Annotated in this window: 15 protein-coding genes; 1 reads left to right on the forward strand and 14 read right to left on the reverse strand. The window is 36.8% G+C overall.

Annotated features, from left to right (window positions below):
* Positions 1 to 143: 143 nt before the first annotated feature.
* Positions 144 to 1,334 (reverse strand): class I SAM-dependent methyltransferase, encoded by a 1,191-nt coding sequence (locus tag OC457_RS05945; RefSeq protein ID WP_080174832.1) that lies wholly within the window; start codon positions 1,332 to 1,334, stop codon positions 144 to 146.
* A 221-nt stretch (positions 1,335 to 1,555) separates the two neighbouring features.
* Between OC457_RS05945 and yccX the strand changes: the two genes are divergently transcribed.
* On the forward strand, positions 1,556 to 1,828 hold the full coding sequence (yccX, locus tag OC457_RS05950) for an acylphosphatase (protein WP_080174833.1): 273 nt from the start codon (positions 1,556 to 1,558) through the stop codon (positions 1,826 to 1,828).
* A gap of 72 nt (positions 1,829 to 1,900) precedes the next feature.
* On the opposite strand, the gene tusE is transcribed toward yccX, so the two are convergent.
* From tusE to ebgA, 13 genes are all read right to left on the reverse strand, one after another.
* Entirely contained in the window at positions 1,901 to 2,230 is a 330-nt protein-coding gene (tusE, locus tag OC457_RS05955) for a sulfurtransferase TusE (RefSeq protein ID WP_080174834.1), read from the reverse strand.
* A gap of 143 nt (positions 2,231 to 2,373) precedes the next feature.
* The gene (locus tag OC457_RS05960; protein ID WP_080157707.1) at positions 2,374 to 3,042 is read right to left on the reverse strand and encodes a Bax inhibitor-1/YccA family protein; all 669 of its coding nucleotides are present in this window, start codon (positions 3,040 to 3,042) and stop codon (positions 2,374 to 2,376) included.
* Positions 3,043 to 3,268: 226 nt separating this feature from the next.
* Positions 3,269 to 4,042 (reverse strand): amino acid ABC transporter ATP-binding protein, encoded by a 774-nt coding sequence (locus tag OC457_RS05965; RefSeq protein ID WP_080174835.1) that lies wholly within the window; start codon positions 4,040 to 4,042, stop codon positions 3,269 to 3,271.
* Between the two features lie 13 nt (positions 4,043 to 4,055).
* A complete protein-coding gene (locus tag OC457_RS05970) occupies positions 4,056 to 5,153 on the reverse strand; it encodes an amino acid ABC transporter permease (protein WP_080174836.1) in 1,098 nt (365 codons plus the stop codon).
* Positions 5,154 to 5,155: 2 nt separating this feature from the next.
* Positions 5,156 to 6,355 (reverse strand): amino acid ABC transporter permease, encoded by a 1,200-nt coding sequence (locus tag OC457_RS05975; protein ID WP_080174837.1) that lies wholly within the window; start codon positions 6,353 to 6,355, stop codon positions 5,156 to 5,158.
* A gap of 91 nt (positions 6,356 to 6,446) precedes the next feature.
* On the reverse strand, positions 6,447 to 7,478 hold the full coding sequence (locus OC457_RS05980) for an amino acid ABC transporter substrate-binding protein (RefSeq protein WP_080174838.1): 1,032 nt from the start codon (positions 7,476 to 7,478) through the stop codon (positions 6,447 to 6,449).
* A gap of 199 nt (positions 7,479 to 7,677) precedes the next feature.
* Positions 7,678 to 8,901, reverse strand: coding sequence for an L-lactate MFS transporter (locus OC457_RS05985; protein ID WP_080174839.1), 1,224 nt, complete (start codon positions 8,899 to 8,901; stop codon positions 7,678 to 7,680).
* Positions 8,902 to 9,183: 282 nt separating this feature from the next.
* On the reverse strand, positions 9,184 to 10,410 hold the full coding sequence (gltS, locus tag OC457_RS05990) for a sodium/glutamate symporter (protein WP_080174840.1): 1,227 nt from the start codon (positions 10,408 to 10,410) through the stop codon (positions 9,184 to 9,186).
* A gap of 840 nt (positions 10,411 to 11,250) precedes the next feature.
* Complete coding sequence (locus OC457_RS05995; protein ID WP_080174841.1) at positions 11,251 to 11,592, reverse strand: hypothetical protein; 342 nt, start codon at positions 11,590 to 11,592, stop codon at positions 11,251 to 11,253.
* Positions 11,593 to 11,694: 102 nt separating this feature from the next.
* Positions 11,695 to 14,754, reverse strand: a complete 3,060-nt coding sequence (locus OC457_RS06000) for a GGDEF domain-containing phosphodiesterase (protein ID WP_080174842.1) — start codon at positions 14,752 to 14,754, stop codon at positions 11,695 to 11,697.
* A gap of 195 nt (positions 14,755 to 14,949) precedes the next feature.
* On the reverse strand, positions 14,950 to 16,380 hold the full coding sequence (locus OC457_RS06005) for an amino acid permease (protein WP_080174843.1): 1,431 nt from the start codon (positions 16,378 to 16,380) through the stop codon (positions 14,950 to 14,952).
* Positions 16,381 to 16,519: 139 nt separating this feature from the next.
* Positions 16,520 to 16,972 carry a beta-galactosidase subunit beta gene (locus tag OC457_RS06010; RefSeq protein WP_080174844.1) on the reverse strand — a complete coding sequence of 151 codons (453 nt, stop codon included), beginning with the start codon at positions 16,970 to 16,972 and terminating at the stop codon, positions 16,520 to 16,522.
* Positions 16,972 to 20,049, reverse strand: coding sequence for a beta-galactosidase subunit alpha (ebgA, locus tag OC457_RS06015; protein WP_080174845.1), 3,078 nt, complete (start codon positions 20,047 to 20,049; stop codon positions 16,972 to 16,974). Before ebgA ends, OC457_RS06010 begins: the two co-directional genes overlap by 1 nt.
* Between the last annotated feature and the right edge of the window lie 140 nt (positions 20,050 to 20,189).

A 20,189-nucleotide genomic window follows, 5' to 3' on the forward strand; every position in this document is an offset into this window, starting at 1 on the left:
TGTATTAGGTATAGTGCTGCTATTGTATTCTGATAATTACTGCATTGACAAATAACTATCGAAATTAATAGCAATAACTATTTTTTGGTATAAAAAAACCCAGCGCAGACTGGGCTTTATGTATAGTTTAGTTTAATGCCCCGTTACTTTACGTAACAAGCAAAACCTTTTAGGTAGAAACCTTCAGGGTAAGCACTGTCTAGAGGGTGATCAGCCGCTTGGCTGAAACGCTCAATAAATTGCACGTCACGATGTGCATCAAGTGCTGCATCGGCAATGATTTTTTGGAATAGACCATTGTCCATTAAACCTGAGCAAGAGTATGTTAATAACATGCCACCTGGTTTTAGGATCTGCATTGCGAGCATATTGATATCTTTGTAACCACGACAAGCACCCACTAGCTGAGATTTAGATTCAGCAAATTTAGGTGGGTCCATAATTACAACATCAAATAACTCACCACGCTCACGGTATTCGCGTAGTAATTTAAATACATCAGCATTTACAAACTGTGCATTTTCAACTGGGTAGCCATTTATTTCTGCGTTAAGTTGCGCAGTATCGAGTGCTGGTTGAGAGACATCAACGTTAACAACTTCACTTGCGCCGCCTTTTAGCGCATATAAACCAAAACCACCTGTGTAGCAGAAGCAGTTTAGGACACGTTTACCATTAACATATTTAACTGATGCTTCGCGGCTATCACGTTGGTCAAGGTAAAAACCTGTTTTGTGACCACCAACGATATCAACGTTAATTTTAACGCCATTTTCTTCGATAGTAACAAACTTAGGCGGCTCTTCACCGTGTAGAACACCAGTACGCTGTTTTAAGCCTTCTTTTTTACGAACAGATACGTCTGAACGTTCGTAAATATTGCAGCTAGGGTAGCACTGTCGTAATGCTTCAATAAGTACGTCACGCTGTGCTTCAGCACCTGCACTTAATAGTTGGCAGACTAAGTAATCTTGGTAACGATCGATAGTGATACCTGGAAGGCCATCAGATTCAGCTGCAATTAAGCGGTAGCCTGTAAGGCCATCGCGAGCAGCTAGAATATCACGTAGACTTTGTGCGGTATTTAAACGGTTAACAAAGAAATTAACATCAATGGCTTCATTTTTGTTGAATGTCCATACGCGAACGCGAATTTGTGACTGCGGAGAATACGCACCACGTGCTAGCCATTCGCCTTTGTTATCGTAAACATCAACGGTTTCGCCTAATTCTGGTTTTCCTTCAATGCGATCAATACCGCGAGAAAAAACCCAAGGGTGGCGACGGCGTAGTGATTTTTCACGGCCTTTTACCAAATAAATAGAAGCAGTCATGACATGCCCAGTATGGAATTCGAGTGGGGGCATATTATGTTGTGCTGGCTACGTAAAATCAAATGAAAACGTCTAAGTCGCCATATAAAACCACTATTGCGTATTAAATAAACGACAGTACTTCGTAAAAATATAAATAGATTTTGTGGTGTAACGATCAGTCTATTACCATTATTTGGCTAAAATAATGAAGTGAGTCATATAAAATAAGAGAGGTCACTATGGCGCGATGTTGTGTAAAAACACGAGTAACGGGTCATGTGCAAGGGGTTGGTTTTCGATTTCATACTGCCCATCAAGGTTTAGTGCTTGATTTAACAGGGTATGCAAAAAATCTCGCTGATGGTAGTGTTGAAGTTGTTGCCTGTGGTGAGCCAGAGAACATTGATAAACTTATTGAATGGTTACAACATGGTCCTAAAATGGCAACTGTTGAGGGGCTTACAACTCAGACATTAGCTTGGCAACATCATGATGGGTTTAAAATGAATTAAGTTTATATAACAAAAGAAAACCAAACATAAAAGTAAGTCGTTGTAATTATGTTTGGTTTTCAACGTTATATCCTAAATACACTTCACCGGTTTAGGTAATCCCGCCAGTTTAGTTGCTTGCTTTGCTGGGCCTTTAGGAAATAAACGATACAGATAACGAGAGTTACCTTTTTCTTCACCATATTGCTTTGCCATGGCTTTTACAAGCATACGAACGGCTGGGGAAGTATTAAATTCAAGATAAAAATCACGCACAAAACGAATCACTTCCCAATGTGCTTCAGATAATTCAATTGCTTCTTCAGTGGCAAGTAATGGAACTAAATCTTCCGACCAATCCTCCACATTTTTAAGATAACCTTGGGCATCTGTATCGATTTGTACGCCGTTAAATTCAAGCATAATAGACCTCTTTATTGCTAACGCAGCAAGAATAGTGATTCGCTTGTCTACCTGCAAGTAAAAAACAAAAAGCCTGCATCAAGGCAGGCTTTTTTAGTTTGCTATTCCTCATATAAACATATTACATGAGGTAACAACTTTAATTAATTATCGCTGCTATTTACTACACCCAGAATCTGAAGCAAGCTTAAGAACAGGTTATAGATAGAGACGTATAATGTAACCGTTGCTGAGATATAGTTTGTTTCGCCACCACGCACAATTGACTGTGTAGTCAATAGAATAGCTGCAGATGAGAACAAGACAAACATACCGCTAATTGCTAATGATAGCATTGGCATCTTCAAGAAGATGTTTGCAACAACAGCGACAATAATAGCGATAAAGCCAGCCATTAGCATACCGTTAAGGAATGATAAGTCGCGCTTTGTTGTTAATGCGTAAGCAGAACAAGCAAAGAATGTTAGTGCCGTGCCGCCAAGTGCCGTCATAACAACATGACCCATACCTGCGCCAACATACATATTTAATATTGGGCCAAGGGTATAGCCCATAAAGCCTGTTAATGCGAATACAAAGACTAGACCAAGGCTGCTATCCCGGTTACGTTCTGTTAAGAAAATTAAGCCGTAGAAACCAACAAGGAGAATGATCCAATGAACAGGTGGAACATTCATAACCATTGCTATGCCAGCTACAACAGCAGAGAACAACAATGTCAGCGATAGTAAGAAATAAGTGTTACGTAAAACCTTATTGGTTGACAGCACGCCTTCGTAACCATTGTCACGATTGACCATACGTTCGTTCATAAGTGTTCCCCTTAGGGTAGTTATGTTAATTCTATTAAAGCTATATATGAGGCTAAACAATATGAATTGCAAGCGTAACCTCAAGCTTTATATTGATTTGTCTGCTATCAAGCATATTATAAGTGCTTGAACATTAAAATACTTTGTTCATTAATTTTCATTTATCGTTAAGTTGTAACTAAGTGTTACATCGATAAGGTTACTTTAATGGTGGCAGTTTCAGCCATTAGTGCAATATTTGCTGTAAAAAGAGTTGGGTTCGATCTGATTTAGGATGATCAAAAAAGTCTTGTGGGTTATTTTCTTCAATGATTTCTCCTTGATCCATGAATATTACTCGATCTGCTACTTGGCGGGCAAACCCCATCTCATGCGTTACACATAACATGGTCATTCCTTCATTGGCAAGTTCAACCATTACATCTAATACTTCTCGTACCATTTCAGGATCGAGGGCTGATGTTGGTTCATCAAATAACATTACCTGTGGATTCATGCATAGTGAACGGGCGATGGCAACACGTTGTTGTTGTCCACCTGAGAGCTGACCTGGATATTTATGAGCTTGATCTGGAATTTTAACTCGCTCTAAATATTGCATAGCGAGCGCATTCGCTTCTTTTTTTGGCATTTTCTTAACCCAAATTGGCGCTAAGGTGCAGTTTTCTAGCACTGTGAGGTGAGGGAATAGGTTGAAATGTTGAAAACACATCCCGACTTCTTTACGTACGAGCTCAATGTTTTTTAAATCACCGGTAATATCTTGCCCTGCAACAGAAATTTTTCCTTGCTGATGCTCTTCTAAATAATTAATACAGCGGATCATGGTTGATTTTCCTGATCCCGAAGGCCCACAAATAACAATTTTCTCACCTTTACGTACTTTTAAATTAATATTTTTAAGTACATGAAATTGACCATACCATTTATTCACGTCTGCTAATTCGATGACCCATTGAGTATTAGCTGGATTATCGAGGGTGTTGTTCGTCTTTTTCATGATGCAATCCTTGCTAATGTTGATGACCAGTATGTAATTTTTTTTCTAGGTAGATACTGTATCTAGACATACTAAAACAAAAAATCCAGAAGACGAAAGCGACAAAAACGTAGCTTTCAGTAGCAAAACCTAACCATTCAGGATCACTATTGGCTGCTTGTCCAATGCCTAAAACATCAAACATACCAATAATAAGTACTAAACTAGTGTCTTTAAATAACCCAATAAAGGTATTTACAATCGAAGGAATAGTGATTTTTAGAGCTTGAGGTAACACAATAAGAGATGTCTTTCGCCAGTAACTTAGCCCTAAAGCATCTGCAGCTTCATATTGACCTTTAGGTATTGCTTGTAAGCCACCTCGAATAACTTCTGCCATATAAGCAGCACTAAATAACACGACGCCAATTAAAGCTCTGATCAGTTTATTCGTTTCTAACTCAGAACTTAAAAATAGCGGTAACATTACTGATGCCATAAATAAAACGGTAATTAATGGTACGCCGCGCCAAATTTCAATATAAACAGTACAAATACTACGAATGATTGGCATCTCTGAACGTCGTCCAAGCGCTAATACAATACCGATGGGTAATGAAACGACAATGCCGACAATGGCAATGATCAGAGTAATGAGTAATCCACCCCATAAATGGGTTTCAACAATGGGGAGGCCAGCAACACCGCCGTATAAAAGAAAGCCGGCAAAAAAGGGATAGATATTCACGAAAAATAGCCAAATCCAACCACGATGAGGCGTTTTTTCATAGGCTAATAAGGTAATGAAAATAGCCAATGTGGCATAAAACAATGTTGGTCGCCATAATTCGGCACTGGGATAGAAGCCGAACATAAATTGATCAAAACGTACTTTAATAAAAGTCCAACACGCACCTGTTAGCGTACATGCATCCCGAGTGTCTCCTTGCCAATTAGCATTAATAAATGCCCAGTCAATGATCCGCCAGAGACCGATGAGAGCAAAATAGCCTAAAAGCAGCGTAATAATTGTATTGAAAACCGAAGAGAATAGATGTTGCCGTAGCCATCCAATTACACCAACCGTATTTGCTGGTGGGGGTAAATCGGGTAGAAATTGATGTTTATTCATAATTACCTCTCAACCAGTGCCATTTTTTTGTTATAGATATTCATTAGCAGCGATGTAATTAAACTTAGGCTTAAATAAACCGCCATTGTCATAGCAATAATTTCAATAGCTTGTCCGGTTTGATTTAAAGTGGTGCCAGCAAAGACAGACACTAAATCAGGATAACCAATAGCCATTGCCAACGAGGAGTTCTTGGTTAGGTTTAAATATTGGCTGGTAAGGGGAGGAATAATGATCCGCATCGCTTGTGGAATGACAATTAAACGAAGGGTTTTATTTCGAGTTAATCCTAATGCTTCAGCAGCTTCTGTTTGACCATGACTAACGGCGTTAATTCCTGAACGTACAATTTCAGCAATAAAAGCAGCGGTATAAATACTCAGAGCTAATAGTAATGCAGCCAGTTCAGGCAGTACCGTAATTCCACCACTAAAATTGAATCCTGTTAGTGATGGATAATCAATACTGATGGGTTTACCACTAATAAAGAAGGCTAATAACGGTAAGAAGACGATAACCGCGAGATTAATAATAAAAACAGGGGATTGCTGTCCTGTTTGTTGCTGTTTTTTGTTGGCGTAATATCGGTAACTTATTGCAATAAAGCAAGCGATGATCAAAGCAATAAAGATGAGACCTGAGCCTTGTTCAAAAATTGGACTTGGTATTGATAAACCACGTACGTTAAGAAAAATGCTTTCGCCAAATTGAATACTTTGTCTGGGAGAGGGTAAAACTTGCAATACAGCAAAGTACCAAAAGAAAATTTGCAGCAATAATGGAATATTGCGAAAAATCTCAATATAAAAAGCGGCAAAACGGCTAACCAGCCAATTAGGCGATAAACGTGCGATACCGATGATAAATCCCAACACTGTTGCTAGCATAATGCCCAGCACTGCAATTAATGCCGTGTTGAGTAAACCAACAAAAAATGTGCGGCCATAACTAAAGGTTTCATCATAATCAATAAGCGTTAGTCCGATGCCAAATCCAGCTTCTTGCTCAAGAAAATCAAAACCAGTGGCAATTCCACGTGTTTCAAGATTGGTTAATGCATTATTGATGATACTGTAAAAGAAAAAAACCAGTGCAATTATCGCAATAATTTGAAAGATAATGGCGCGAAAGGTGGGATTATAAAATAGATTTTTAGTACGAGATCGGCTTTGTGGTTTATCTGTATTCGAGGGAAATACCATGCAACATCCTCACATCCATTGATATGGATAGAGGGAGCCATAGTGACTCCCTTTCCTTTTTATTCTTATACGAACTAAACTAATAGGGTTATTAACGAATCGGGGGAGCGTACTGAATACCCCCGTTATTCCATAGTGCGTTTAATCCACGCTCAATTTTAAGTGGTGAGCCTAAACCGACAGTACGATGAAAGCTTTCACCATAATTACCGACTTGTTTGATGATTTGAAAGCCCCAATCATCATTTAATCCTAGCCCTTTGCCTTTTGGTCCATCAAGACCAATTAATCGACGAATATTAGGATCTTTTGATTCTTTTTTAAGTTGATCGATATTGGCTGATGTTATATTAAATTCTTCGGCGTTGATCATGGTAAATAATGTCCAACGTACAATATTGAACCATTGGTCATCACCTTGACGAACAACGGGACCCAATGGTTCTTTTGAAATAATTTCAGGTAGAACAATGGCCGAGGTTGGATCTTTAAGATTTAAACGTAGGGCATATAAACCTGATTGATCGGTGGTGAGAACATCACAACGACCAGAGTCAAAACCTTTTGATGTTTGAGGTGCTGTATCAAAGACGACAGGTTTATATTTCATGCCATTAACTCGAAAATAATCCGCTAAATTAAGTTCGGTTGTTGTACCCGATTGTACACAAACGGCCGCTCCATCAAGCTCTTTAGCACTTTTGATACCCATATTTTCTTTAACCATAAAACCTTGGCCATCGTAGTAGTTCACACCTGTAAAGTTAAGGCCAAGGGCGGTATCACGGTGTAGTGTCCAAGTTGTATTACGTGATAAAACATCAATTTCACCTGATTGTAAGGCAGTAAAGCGTTCTTTTGCAGTGAGAGGGATATATTTAACCTTGGTTTTATCGCCTAAGGTTGCAGCGGCAATCGCTTGACAGAATTCAACATCAAGACCTTCCCATTGACCTTTAGCATTAGGGTTTGAAAATCCAGGTAAGCCAGCACTGACGCCACATTGAACATAACCCTGTTTTTTTACCTTATTAAGAGTACTGTCAGCAGCGTTGACATTCACTGCAAATAAAGTGGCAGATGCAGCAAGTACTGCTAATACGCCTGTTATTTTTTTAGCCATTAATACCTTCCTTGTCTGGTCAAGAGTCAAAGCAATAGAGTGTGAGTAATTTAATGAATTAATCAGAGTTAACAATTTGATAACAATTACAAGTATAGGAAAATATAGGCAAAGGGCTAGTTTTGAAGATAATTGGTTGGAAATAAAAATAACAAAGCCCAACATAGTGCTGGGCTTTATCTGTAATTCATACGACTGATTATGCTGTTGTGAGTTTTTTCTCTAGTGCCTCTGTATCGACTTTTTTAGTAATAACAGACAACACAACCGCAATGGCAATCATCACTGAACATACAGTGTAAGCCAATGTATAAGTTCCCGTGGTATCGACAGCAAATGCAGCAACAACAGGGCCGATAAAGCCACTCACACCCCATGCAGTGTAAAGTACGCCATAGTTAGCGCCGTAGTTTTTAAGACCATAGAAATCAGCAATAATTGATGGGAACACTGCCAGTAAGGTGCCGTAGCCAACACCAGCTACTGCTGCTCCAATAATAAGTGTGAACTCAGAGTCAAATGTAGCGAACATTACCATATTGATGCCTTGCATAACAAAAGCGATCATTAATGTTTTAACGCCACCAATTTTGTCTGACAGAATACCTGCTGCGACACGGCCACCAGAGTTAAAGATAGCAAGGATAACAACAAGATAAGCAGCGTCTGTGATATTTGCTTGTGTCGCTGCTATAGAAGTAATGTTACCAATGATCATCAAACCAGCAGCTGAAGCAAATGCGTACATTACCCACAGTGAGTAAAATTGTGGTGTTTTTAGCATTCCGCGCCAATTAATATCAACGGGTTTAGCGGATGTTGCTTTGTAACCAGCAGGTGTTTCAGGCGTATAATTTGCTGGTGGATTGTTAATCGTAAACGCAAGTGGTACTGCGATTACCAATACCGCAATACCTAAAATAAGGAAGCTAGTATTAATACCATATTCTGCAATAAGTGTTGATGTTAGCGGTGCTAAGTAAACCGCAGCAAGTCCAAAACCCGCAGCAATTAGACCATTCACTAAGCCTTTTTTCGATGGGTGGAACCATTTCATGGCTGATGGGCTTAAACATGCGTAACCAAAACCGATACCGCTGCCAGTCATAACGCCAAATGTAAGTACTAGCATCATTGGTGTGGTTGCAAAGCTTGAGACAATCATGCCTAAACCAACCATTACTGTACCAAGAATCAGTACACGACGTGGTCCCATACGGTCTTGAAGAATACCTGCAACTAATAGCGATAAAGCAAAAGTAATAATAGCAATGGTGTAAGGCAGTGATGCATCAGCATTCGACCAGCCTAAATCAACAACAAGTGCTTTTTTAAACACACTCCAAGCATAAAGGATACCCATACATAAGTTGATACAGAAACCTGCTACTAGGATCTGCATAGCTCGATCAAATTTTTTCATAGAAAACTCAATTAATTGATTCTTAGCGTTATTAAATAAAGAGATACATAACGATAAGTGAATGATTTAGTGTAGTAACCAAAGTCAAACTTTAGAAAGAGAGCGGAGTGTAACAACATAAAAAAAATAAGATATTGGTCAGACATTCCTTGTTACAAAACAGCAATCTAGACCTTAAAAAAATGATTGGGTAAGCAGAGGGGGTAAATCAAAAATAAAAAAAGAGAAGATATATTCTATCTTCTCTTTTGAATAACGGATAATAAAAGGCAATGCTTTTATTTAGTGGCCTAGAAAACTAATGTAGCCTTGAAGAACCAGTAAGTTAGTAATATCAATAAAGAAAGCACCAACAATTGGCACAACCATAAAGGCTTGTGGTGATGGACCATTTCGTGACACTAATGAACCCATATTCATTACCGCTGTTGGTGTTGCACCCATGCCAAAACCACAATGACCACCGGCAATAATAGCGGCGTCATAGTTACTGCCCATTACACGGAAAGTAACAAAATAGGTAAATAACCCTAATACAAGAGTCTGAACGGCAAGAATTATTAACATTGGCATTGCCAGATCCATCAACTCCCATAGATGCAAGCTCATAAGTGCCATTGCCAAGAACAGTGATAATGCTATTGTACCTAGGGCATCAACAGTTTCTTTGTTAATTTTATAGCATTTAGTTCCTTCACAGATATTGGTAATAAACACACCAATAAACAATGCATACACGAATTCAGGAATACGTAACGCACTAATACCAAACCCATCAATGAAGTTTTTAAAGTGTGAAGCTCCAGCAACACAAACTAATAAAATAAATAATACTTCAATCGTGTTTTTAGAGGTTATACGATCTTCTTCATGGTCGCTATAAGTGATCAGATCAGGGTGTTCAATGTGGTGATTACCGCTTTCACCAAAATCTGATTTTAGCTTATGTTTGTTAATTAATCGCTGGGCAATGGGACCACCGATAATACCACCCATAATCAAACCAAACGTTGCTGCTGCCATTGATAGTTCTAATGTGTTTAAACCATAGTCGGTAGCAAAAGTTTGTGACCAAGCAGCACCTGTACCGTGACCACCTGAAAGAGTGATTGAACCAACAATAAGACCAAGTAATGGATCTAAGCCTAACGCTTTACTCATTCCCACGCCGACAGCATCTTGAATAATGATAAAGATCGTTGCGACGCCTAAGAATAGGAATACACGCGAACCGCCTTTCATTAATAATTTATAGCTAGCAGCAAGACCCACGGTCGCAAAGAACATTTGCATTAACGTATCTTGCATACTTAATTTGAAACTAATGTCAAAACCCTGAAAATGGAAAAAGGTAATAATAAAGGCAATGACAAGTCCGCCGACAATCGGCTCTGGAATATTGTATTTTCTTAAAATCTTGACTTTCGTATTAATAAAGTAGCCAAGAAAAAGCACGATTATCGCGATGAGCAATGATTCGAGCTCATTAACATGAATAGTTGTTGTCATTTAAAATCTTCTTTTTTACTTCTTTGGTGCTAATTTTAACGCCAAAAAGACATTCTTACCATATTGCCAGGCTAGGCGTATTATGTTAGGCGTTGGCTGTTTTGAGTACTTCGCTATTTATATATTATTAAGCAGTCGTTTTTTTATATGATTTATTGTTATGTTTTTGTTTTTAAATGTTAGGGATTGGTTTTGAATTTGTATTGTTATTTATTGGTGTTATAAATTCTTTAAAGTGGATGATTTTAGTTTCTTGGTCTGTAGTTAGTTTTTCAGAATCAAAGTGTTAGATTTTATAAGTATTATATTTTCAGTATAGGGTACGGCATTCTTTTTATTTAAAGGCTGTAATATAAAGGTTAAATTGAAAATTTAGTTATTGATAATGTAATTTAAAAAAAAGCCTTAATTCTCATAACTTGAGAAATAAGGGTAGTTAGTTTAAGCGCCATTATTTGGTCTTGAAAAAAAAAGGATAAAAAGTATAAAAAAGTTATGAAACATTGTTCAAAATAGTAAAATAAGGCTTTTTTCGTCATTGTAGACGATCAATTTAAAGTGATTTCTGTCTTGTTGATGATTATTTTTTAATTTTTAAGAGAGAGTTCGATAAATAATTAAATAAAGATAACTTGTTGCTTATGAAACCTTATCTCATAGTGTGAGAATGATATAACTATTCTGTATTTTTATCTTTAAGTAAGAAGGGGAAAATATATCTTGTTGGACAGAAAATGCGCAAAGTTAATGGTAACGATAATAAACTATCGTTACCATTGCGTTGAGATGAAGAAAGATCCTTTTCAAGAAAAAAATACCTAAATTTACTTCTACAAAAAGTTACTCATTTTGGTATTTTTTTAACTTTAAATCTTTTTTCAATTGTTGAATGTACGCAATACGAGCGGGGTCTGCTGGGCGAGCATCATTTTGACGCTCTTGTTGTGCTTGTGCTTCACTTGGAAGTACACATCGTCCACGAATACGTTGATGATATTGTTTCGTTTCTTGTTCTGCTCGTAATGTGGCATGCTCTTGCTCTTTTGCCATTGCTTCACGTGCTTTGCTTTGATCTGTCGCATCAACCACAACATAAGAATTGCGTTTTTGCATTCTATTTGGCTGTTGACCAAATTGTTCCCGTTGCTTAATAAAGTTATCTAAGTGATCACTAAAACTCATTGTGACGTCCTGCTAAGTAATCAAAAAAGAATCCACTTATGATTAACAATAAAATGGCGTATATGTTTAATGATAAGCTACAACGTTGAAGAAGAGAACCTCTTATACAACGTTCTCTGATATTTGTTGTTTTTGAGGTAAATATTGGCGATTAAAGTGTTCAAGGGTAAGGGGCTTATTAAAATAAAATCCCTGAAATTCTTCAACTCCAAGGGCTTCAAGAGCGATAACCTGTTCAATATTCTCAACACCCTCAGCAACAACGATTAAATGAAGGTTGTGAGCAAGATCGATGATAGCTTCAATAATAGTAATACTATCTTTATTGTGAGGGAGTGCTTTAACAAATTCGCGGTCTATTTTTAGAATGTTGATAGGAAAGCGACTGAGATAAGCAAGTGAAGAATAGCCGGTTCCAAAATCATCAATAGCAATCTTAACACCAAGAGTTTTAAGTTCGAGTAATTTTTGATAAGCCAATTCAATATTGGTCATTAATACACTTTCTGTTATTTCAAGTTCTAGATAATTAGGATCACAATTGGTTTTTTTGATAGCGTGTTTCAAAATAGCAGTTAGATCGGATTCAAGTAATTGCTGTGTCGAAATATTGATTGCCATACTTATATTAAGTCCTTGCTGCTGCCATTGTTGTAGCTGAGAGCAAGCTTTTTCAATTAAGAATATGCCGGCTTCAATGATTAATCCTGATGACTCAAGTAATGGAATAATATTCACAGGAGCTTGATAGTGACCCTGTTTATCACGCCAGCGTAATAGTGCTTCAACGCCAGTTAAAGTATGTGAGTTGGCTAATACTTTTGGCTGATAATAAAACTCATAGCGATCTGTGTTGATCGATCGTCGTAATTCTGATTCTAATTCTAATTTATGTTCCGCTTCTGTTTCCATTTCTGGATTAAAATAATAGTATTGATTCTTAGCCTTATTTTTAGAATAGCTTAATGCAATATTAGTATTTTTTATTATTTTCTCTGCTGTTATTTTAGACTTTTTATGAAGTGAAATACCAATACTGGCTGAAATTGAAATTAACTTACCATCATATCTAATAGGTGCATGGATATTATTGAGTAATCTTGTTGCAAGATAATCAATATTTTTAGGTTGCTGTATAGATTGAATAAGAATGCCAAATTGATTACTATTCAGACGAGAAAGTATGTTTTTTTCTCTTAAATTTGACCTTATTCTCTTAGCTATAATGATTAATATTTTTTCAACTTTCTCATTACCTAGAGAATCATGTAATTGTTTGAATAAGTCAACTTCAATGACTAACAGTGCCATTTGAGCATTATTTTTCTTTAATGCTAATAATGTTTTTTCAATTTCAGTTATAAACATATATCTATTAGGAAGTGCTGTTAATTGATCGTAGTGAGCAAGATGATGCAATTTACGCTCATAATTTACACGATCAGTAATATCTTTACTGGTTGATATATAATTACTAATTTTACCATTATCATCAAGGATAGGAGAGATAGTATTATCAAGATAATAAATACTATCATCACTATTTTTTTGTGAAATAATACGCTGTATTGTCTTTCCTTGATTTAGTTTAGACTGAATATCATTTATTTTATCTTTATCATTTGTATACTGTTTAAAGATAGTTTTACTATTTAACCCTATAATATCTTTATAATTACAGGGGGCACTTTTTTTATATGAGCTGTTCACATATTCAATAAATCCATATTTATCTGTAATAATGACAGCTTCTTCACTTTGTTCTACAACTCTTGATAGCCCTTTGAGTTGTTGCTCTCTTTTTATCCATGCTGTTACATCTATAATATGTAGCATTATATCATTATTGTTAATGTTCATTTTTGTCGCTGTTATTTCTAAGTGTTTAACCTGAGACTTTTTTATTTTTATATTTATTTTTTTCTTAGTATTGCAAGGAAGAACATTTAGACTTTTTATTAATGAAATAATATTTGTTTTAGTATCAATTGAAGATAATAATGAGATTAAATTTTTATTAGTAATGTCTTTGTTTAGTTCTAAAATAGTTAAAGCGACTAAATTTATACTTATTATCTTCATATGATTATTAATTATTATTATTCCTGAGTCTGTATTTTCAAGAAGAGAATAATAACGAATATTATATTTATTTTTAGTATAATTAATTTTATCTATTTCTTCTTTTTGTCGTTTAATATATCTAATAGTAAGTATCAAAAAGACACTGCTTATTATTAATGTTAGAATTGGAGTGTATTTATTTAAGTGTTGATTAAATAAATACACAGTATTTTTATTGTTTGTAATATCACTTTTTGAAATTAATATCCAAGGCGATAAATTTCCATATTTAAAGTCTAATGTCATTTTTAATGGCGTAGGAATAAATATAGGGGAAAAAGTATAAAGCGTATTTGATTCTATTATTTGTTGGTTATTATGATGTTGTATTTTTTTCCATAATGAAAAATAATGATTTTTAAAATTAGTATCAGAGGGATTATTTTTATTTATCAATAATTGCCCTTTATTATTAATTAGCCATGATTGTATGGGTGCTGAACCATCAGATTGTGATGCTATGATGATATCAGCTAGACCATATTGTTCTATTTTTATTATCCATTGCTGATTATTTCCCTTAATATGCTGATAATAAGCTATTTTATCAACAGATTCGAAGGGTGTATTAATATAAGTTTTATTTTTTGGAAGTGAAAACGCATAATCAATATTATTCAACTCACCATTTGAAATAATCGGTTTATTTTTTGTAATAGTTACTTTTTTATTTGCAGCTATATCAACTTTTAAGCGATAACTATTTTTATAATCAATTAAGCTAATACTATTTAATGAAGTATTGTTTATTAGCATGGCTGAGGCTACTTTAATGAAAGTATCATTTTGTGATGGTGTTAGCTGCTGTTGCCATGATTGTTGTTGCAAAGAGGCATTAAATTGATCGAAAAGAACAATGGTATGCTTAATGTGCTGTGAAATACGCTGTTGTAACTGATGTTGCTGTTGGCGTTGGTTGTTTTTTATCGTATTGATTAATTGGTCATTATTTTGTTGATGGTGAGAGATGATAGTTATTACTGTTAATATCAGTAAAGCACAAATGAAGACTAAACCTGCGACTATCACTTTTCGCATAATTCCCTTATTTATCCATATAAATTCTATTAGTATTATATGCTATTGAATACATAAAGTAATGATGTTGATGTTTAAATGTGATGGTTATGTGCTTAAAAAGTTAAGGTGCGAGGTTAAAAAAAAGCCTTGAGGGGAAACTCAAGGCTTAAAATCGTCAATTTACTGCTGTTGCTGAGTCGTTTAGAATAACCATTAATTAGTTTCGGTTATTGTCTTTAACTCTGCCTTTTCGGTCACAATTAGTTGATTCTCATAGCGATTGTATTTCCACCATGCATAGCCAAGGAAGATGACAATACCACCGACATTGTAGAAGATAATCGTCATGATATCGGCACCTGTTGGGAAAGTAGAAGCTAAGAAACCGATACTAAAGATACCAATTAGAATTGAGACCATCACGATACCTGTTGTACGCGAGCCCATTTTAAAATCACGTGGAAGGTGATCCAGTTTTAGACGTAAGTTTAAGTAAGCAATCATAATAAACAACGGTGGTAGCATAGAAGCTGCAGCAGTCATGTTAATTACTGTACTCATGAGTTCTTGTACTGAATCTGAACCTAACATTGGTACGATAAGTAGTGGAATAACGATGAAGAATTGCGCCCATGCTGCACGAGCAGGAACCCCATTTTTGTTTAGCTTAACGGTTTTCTCACCAAAGATGCCAGCCGGGATCTCAGAGAAGAAGATTTTTACAGGCGTTGCTGTCCACATAAGTAGTGAGCCAAGCATTGCTGTAAATGATACCACGCCAACAAAACGGTTCATCATAATTTCAGGTAAACCATAATGACGCGCTAGACCTTCAAATACTTGTACTGAACCACCTGTAAATTTCAATGCTTCACGCTCAACAAAGACGTTAATTAGTACAGACGAAACACAGTATAAACCACCGATAAAGATACCCGCAAAGATGATAACTTTAACGAAAGCTTTGTGACCGCCTTTGATATCGTTAACGTAAACCGAGACTGATTCAGCACCACCTGCCGCCATAAATATCCATGCCGTTACACCAAAGAAAGCCCAGTTAACTTGAGGCGTTAATGCTTCAACTGTAATTGGATCGGCTGGCTGGATACCGCCCATCACTGCCGCACCTGCCAATATAATGTATGACAATGTAAGTATTAGCATAAATGATGAAGTTACGGAGGTAATTGGCCCTAACATTTTTGCACCATTGGTTGATACGTAAGTCGCAAGGGCAAATAGTGCAATACTTAATAATGTCGTTGTAGTTGGCGTGAAAATATATTCATAGCCAAGAAACGCATAAGATGCATACGCAATAACTCGTGGTAACAATGAGGTAAAGAAGAACAGGTTAACAAACCAATAGGTATAAGCGGCGAGGAAGGCCCAACGTCCACCAAGAGAACTTTTTACCCATGCATAAACACCCGCTTCAGAATTTTTATTGAGGGATACAAATTCTGCAATGATTAAACAAAATGGAATGAAATAAAGTAGGGTAGCGATGAAGAACATAGGGGTTGACGATAGACCAATCTCAATATTGTTGTTGATAACGTTATTGAAACTGTATACCGCAGCAAAGGTCATAGATAGTAGACCAAATTTCCCTATGGTATTACGTTTTGATTCAGACATGAGAATCTCCGATGGATCACGTTGAGTATTGTAGGATGTCTATGTGTTTAGCCATTAGCCAAATCATAGGTTATTGTTTTTATTCTTCTGTTATTTATTGGGTAACCGCCAGCAATGATCCACTGGCGGTTGGGTATGACTATTTATTAAGGAAGTAACCATCCTCAATGGTGACACGTAAAACGACTTTCTCAAGGTTGTCAGCGGCACTGAAACGGTGAGCTTGGTGGTTTTCAAATATCACCATTTGACCTGCTTCTATACGGTGTGCTTGACCCGTTCCTATAAAAAATTCACGATCGGTTTCATCACTGTATGAATGAACTTGCGTTAATGTGTCTTTATTTGCACATTCGATGGTTTCGCTGCCTGTAAGGTAGTAATGGACATCAAAATAGCGGCGGTGACCAACAAATTGCTCTTCTGCTTTTGATGGACCATGTTGAAGTCGGTAAGCTAGAGAATCTCCCACAGAGTGAAAAACATTGGGTTGAATATTATTGATATTCTCAATCGCTTCTACACAACGATTCCATTTACGACCATCGCGGTATAGGCTTTTGAATTGATCCAGTGATGCTAAAGTAATCATTATTTATCTCCACCGATACGTATTGTGGTAAATGTTTGACTCGCTAAGTAACGGCTATCGCAATCTGCTTTATTAAATGGCACTAAGCTAATTTGGTAATTAAAGTCATTAAAGTAAACGCGGTATGAATCAAGAACTTCGGATCCCCACGAGTTAGAGCCTAATCCCATAACTTGATGATCAAGATTAACTGTAATGTAACCACTCGGCTCCAGTTCATTAATGTGTTGTGCTTGATGAATATGCTGGTTGGTGTAATGCCATGCGCTGAAATTAATTTCTTGCTCAGGTTTAACCAATAAGCCCACACCATGGCGGTTAGTTAAACTTGCCCAACGTACATGTTGACGATTGCCATTATTTTGTGGGAACGGGTAGTTCTCAAACATATCGCTAACGGTTGTATTGTAGATATCAATAATGTTGCTTTGACGGCTATCTTGGTAACTTTCTTCAGGACCACGACCGTAATATTCAACTTGATCAAATTGATTATTGATGCCTAAATCTAGGCCGATAGCTGGAATAACATGAGGATAGTCACCATATTTATTGCCACTTAACGTCATGTTAACTTGACCTTGAGGACAAATTTCAAAACGGTATTGGCAACGCATACCAAAATCTAATACTGGTGGTGCGATAATACTGTTCGTGGTGACAATCACCTTACCTGCCACTTGTTCTACATTAATGCTGCGGAAATGCTCTTGCATAATTTGTAGGTGAGCTGGGTGCCATAAGCCTTCATATTCTTGCTTATGGTTATCAATCATTGGTTTGAAGAAGCTCATCGCAGGAGACGATGCAATTAGCTCATTATTTTGACAAAGCCATGATGTCAGTTTGCCATTGACTTTAGAGAAGCGTAGTGCAAAGTCATAACCACTAATTTCCCAATCGAGACGGTTTTCAATCACTGACAGTGGTGTCGCGTTGTTATTCTCAAATTGTTCTTTATATGCAGTATTTGTTTTAGCTTGATATTGAAAAATACCAAGTTCATGGTTGGCATCACTGTAAGTAGTGCGAGATTTTTTGCGTATAGAAACATTAACGAACGTTTCACGTTGATCCATAACCGGTAGTGCTAATTCAATATCGCGTGATTCACCTGCAGCCAGATCAGTAACGGTGATTTGGTTAAACGCTAATGTGTCACCTTCAGCACGTACTGAAATATCAAATACAACATCATCTAAAGTAGAGAACCAATATTTGTTAGTAACAGTGATTATGCCTTTAGCGTGGTCTTTAACGGCAATTTTAACAGGACAAATTACTTGCTTATATTCACGTAAACCAGGTCCTGGTGTTTGATCAGGGTAGATCAAGCCATCCATGCAGAAGTTATAGTTATTTGGGTAGTCGCTGTAGTCACCACCGTATTTGTAAACATCACGTCCATTTTCATCTTGTTCGTAAATACCGTGATCACACCATTCCCACACAAAGTGACCTTGAATATGATCATGCTTGTAGAACACGTTTTGATATTCTGTGAGTCCACCAGGTCCATTACCCATAGCATGAGCATACTCACAAATGATACGTGGTTTAGCATGTGGGAACTCACCAAACTCATTCATCATTTGAGCGCGAGAGTACATTGTGCTAATAATATCAACTACTTCAGCATCACGATCTTCTTCGTAATGCACGAGGCGGGTATCATCAATCGCTTTGGTTGCTGCGTACATTGAACGAATATTACAGCCGTAGCCAGATTCGTTACCCAGTGACCACATAATAATAGAAGGGTGATTTTTTTGGGCGTGAATATGACGTTCAATACGTTCAACAAACACTTGCTCCCATGCAGGATCATCAGTGATCATACTGAGGTTACCAACGTTAGCAAAACCGTGTGTTTCAACGTCAGTTTCAGCCATCACGAATAAACCGTATTGATCACACAGTTCGTAAAAACGTGGATCGTTAGGGTAGTGTGCCGTACGTACTGCGTTAATGTTGTGCTGCTTCATTAGCACAATGTCTTTTTCAACACGATCCATACCGACAGCACGGCTGTTTAAATGATCGTTATCGTGACGGTTAACTCCGTGGAGCATCACGTATTGACCATTAATCTCAAATAGACCGTTACGTACTTTAATATCACGGAAGCCGACACGTTGTGGAATAACTTCAACGACAATGCCATCTGCATCTCTTAGGGTTAGAAATAAATGGTATAAATGTGGGTTTTCAGCTGTCCAGTGGATAGGATCTGCCATTTTGATGGCAAAATCGGTATGGGTTGTACCTGCAATTGTTATGTTGGAAACGTTTCCATTTTCAAGCTGATGTTGACCATCATAAAGAGCGTAATCAAGGCTGTAACCTGTAACAATATGACCACTAAGATTTTCTAAATTCACTTTGCAGCTTAATGTTGCGCCTTGATAATCTTCGTCAAAATCAGTACGAACAGTAAAATCACGTACGTGAACAAGTTCTTTACCGACTAAGTAAACATCACGGAAAATACCAGCCATCCACCACATATCTTGGTCTTCGATATAGGTTGAATCAGCCCATTGCATAACGCGTACAGAGAGTAAGTTCTTACCTGTATTAACGAAAGCTGAAATATCAAATTCAGCCGTTAAACGGCTGCCTTTACTGAATCCAACATATTGGCCGTTAACATAAACTTCAAAGTAGGTTTCAACACCATCAAATTTAATAATAGTCTGTTTTTCATTCCAACTATCGCTCAAGAAGAAAGTACGTTGGTATGCGCCAGTTGGGTTATTTGAAGGAACAAAAGGAACATCAATAGGGAAGGGAAAGCCTTCATCTGTGTATTGTAAGTTACCGTGACCTTCCATTTGCCACATGTTTGGCACTTGAATATTGGTCCAGTCGTTCATTTCTTGACGATAAAATTCTTCAGGAACAAGCAGTGGATGAGTGAAGAAATTAAAGGTCCACTGACCACTTAGCAACATGAAATGCTGACTTAAATCACGCTGAAAGCGTTGTGCTTTATTTAACGCGTTATAAGAGAAAAAGTACGCACGAGGTGCCAGTCTATTTTCGCTAAGTAAGTTAATATTTTCCCAGTTATTCACGATGCCTCCAAGACATGTCTTAATTATCTGGGATTATTATTAAGTAAAGTTTTACTAAAAAATATAAGTAAAACTTTGATGTATTAACTCGATCACATTCTGTTTTGAGCTTTGTGAAGTCGACAACAAAAAAACAATCA

The sequence above is a fragment of the Photobacterium toruni genome, assembly GCF_024529955.1.
GTDB classification, from domain to species: domain Bacteria; phylum Pseudomonadota; class Gammaproteobacteria; order Enterobacterales; family Vibrionaceae; genus Photobacterium; species Photobacterium toruni.

Excerpts from the sequence above, each read along its gene's own strand:
- OC457_RS06000 (WP_080174842.1), bottom strand. The coding sequence starts at position 14,754 with ATGCGAAAAGTGATAGTCGCAGGTTTAGTCTTCATTTGTGCTTTACTG.
- tusE (WP_080174834.1), bottom strand. The coding sequence starts at position 2,230 with ATGCTTGAATTTAACGGCGTACAAATCGATACAGATGCCCAAGGTTAT.
- OC457_RS05970 (WP_080174836.1), bottom strand. The coding sequence starts at position 5,153 with ATGAATAAACATCAATTTCTACCCGATTTACCCCCACCAGCAAATACG.
- yccX (WP_080174833.1), top strand. The coding sequence starts at position 1,556 with ATGGCGCGATGTTGTGTAAAAACACGAGTAACGGGTCATGTGCAAGGG.
- OC457_RS05985 (WP_080174839.1), bottom strand. The coding sequence starts at position 8,901 with ATGAAAAAATTTGATCGAGCTATGCAGATCCTAGTAGCAGGTTTCTGT.
- OC457_RS05965 (WP_080174835.1), bottom strand. The coding sequence starts at position 4,042 with ATGAAAAAGACGAACAACACCCTCGATAATCCAGCTAATACTCAATGG.
- OC457_RS05980 (WP_080174838.1), bottom strand. The coding sequence starts at position 7,478 with ATGGCTAAAAAAATAACAGGCGTATTAGCAGTACTTGCTGCATCTGCC.
- OC457_RS06005 (WP_080174843.1), bottom strand. The coding sequence starts at position 16,380 with ATGTCTGAATCAAAACGTAATACCATAGGGAAATTTGGTCTACTATCT.
- OC457_RS06010 (WP_080174844.1), bottom strand. The coding sequence starts at position 16,972 with ATGATTACTTTAGCATCACTGGATCAATTCAAAAGCCTATACCGCGAT.
- gltS (WP_080174840.1), bottom strand. The coding sequence starts at position 10,410 with ATGACAACAACTATTCATGTTAATGAGCTCGAATCATTGCTCATCGCG.
- OC457_RS05975 (WP_080174837.1), bottom strand. The coding sequence starts at position 6,355 with ATGGTATTTCCCTCGAATACAGATAAACCACAAAGCCGATCTCGTACT.
- OC457_RS05960 (WP_080157707.1), bottom strand. The coding sequence starts at position 3,042 with ATGAACGAACGTATGGTCAATCGTGACAATGGTTACGAAGGCGTGCTG.
- OC457_RS05995 (WP_080174841.1), bottom strand. The coding sequence starts at position 11,592 with ATGAGTTTTAGTGATCACTTAGATAACTTTATTAAGCAACGGGAACAA.
- OC457_RS05945 (WP_080174832.1), bottom strand. The coding sequence starts at position 1,334 with ATGACTGCTTCTATTTATTTGGTAAAAGGCCGTGAAAAATCACTACGC.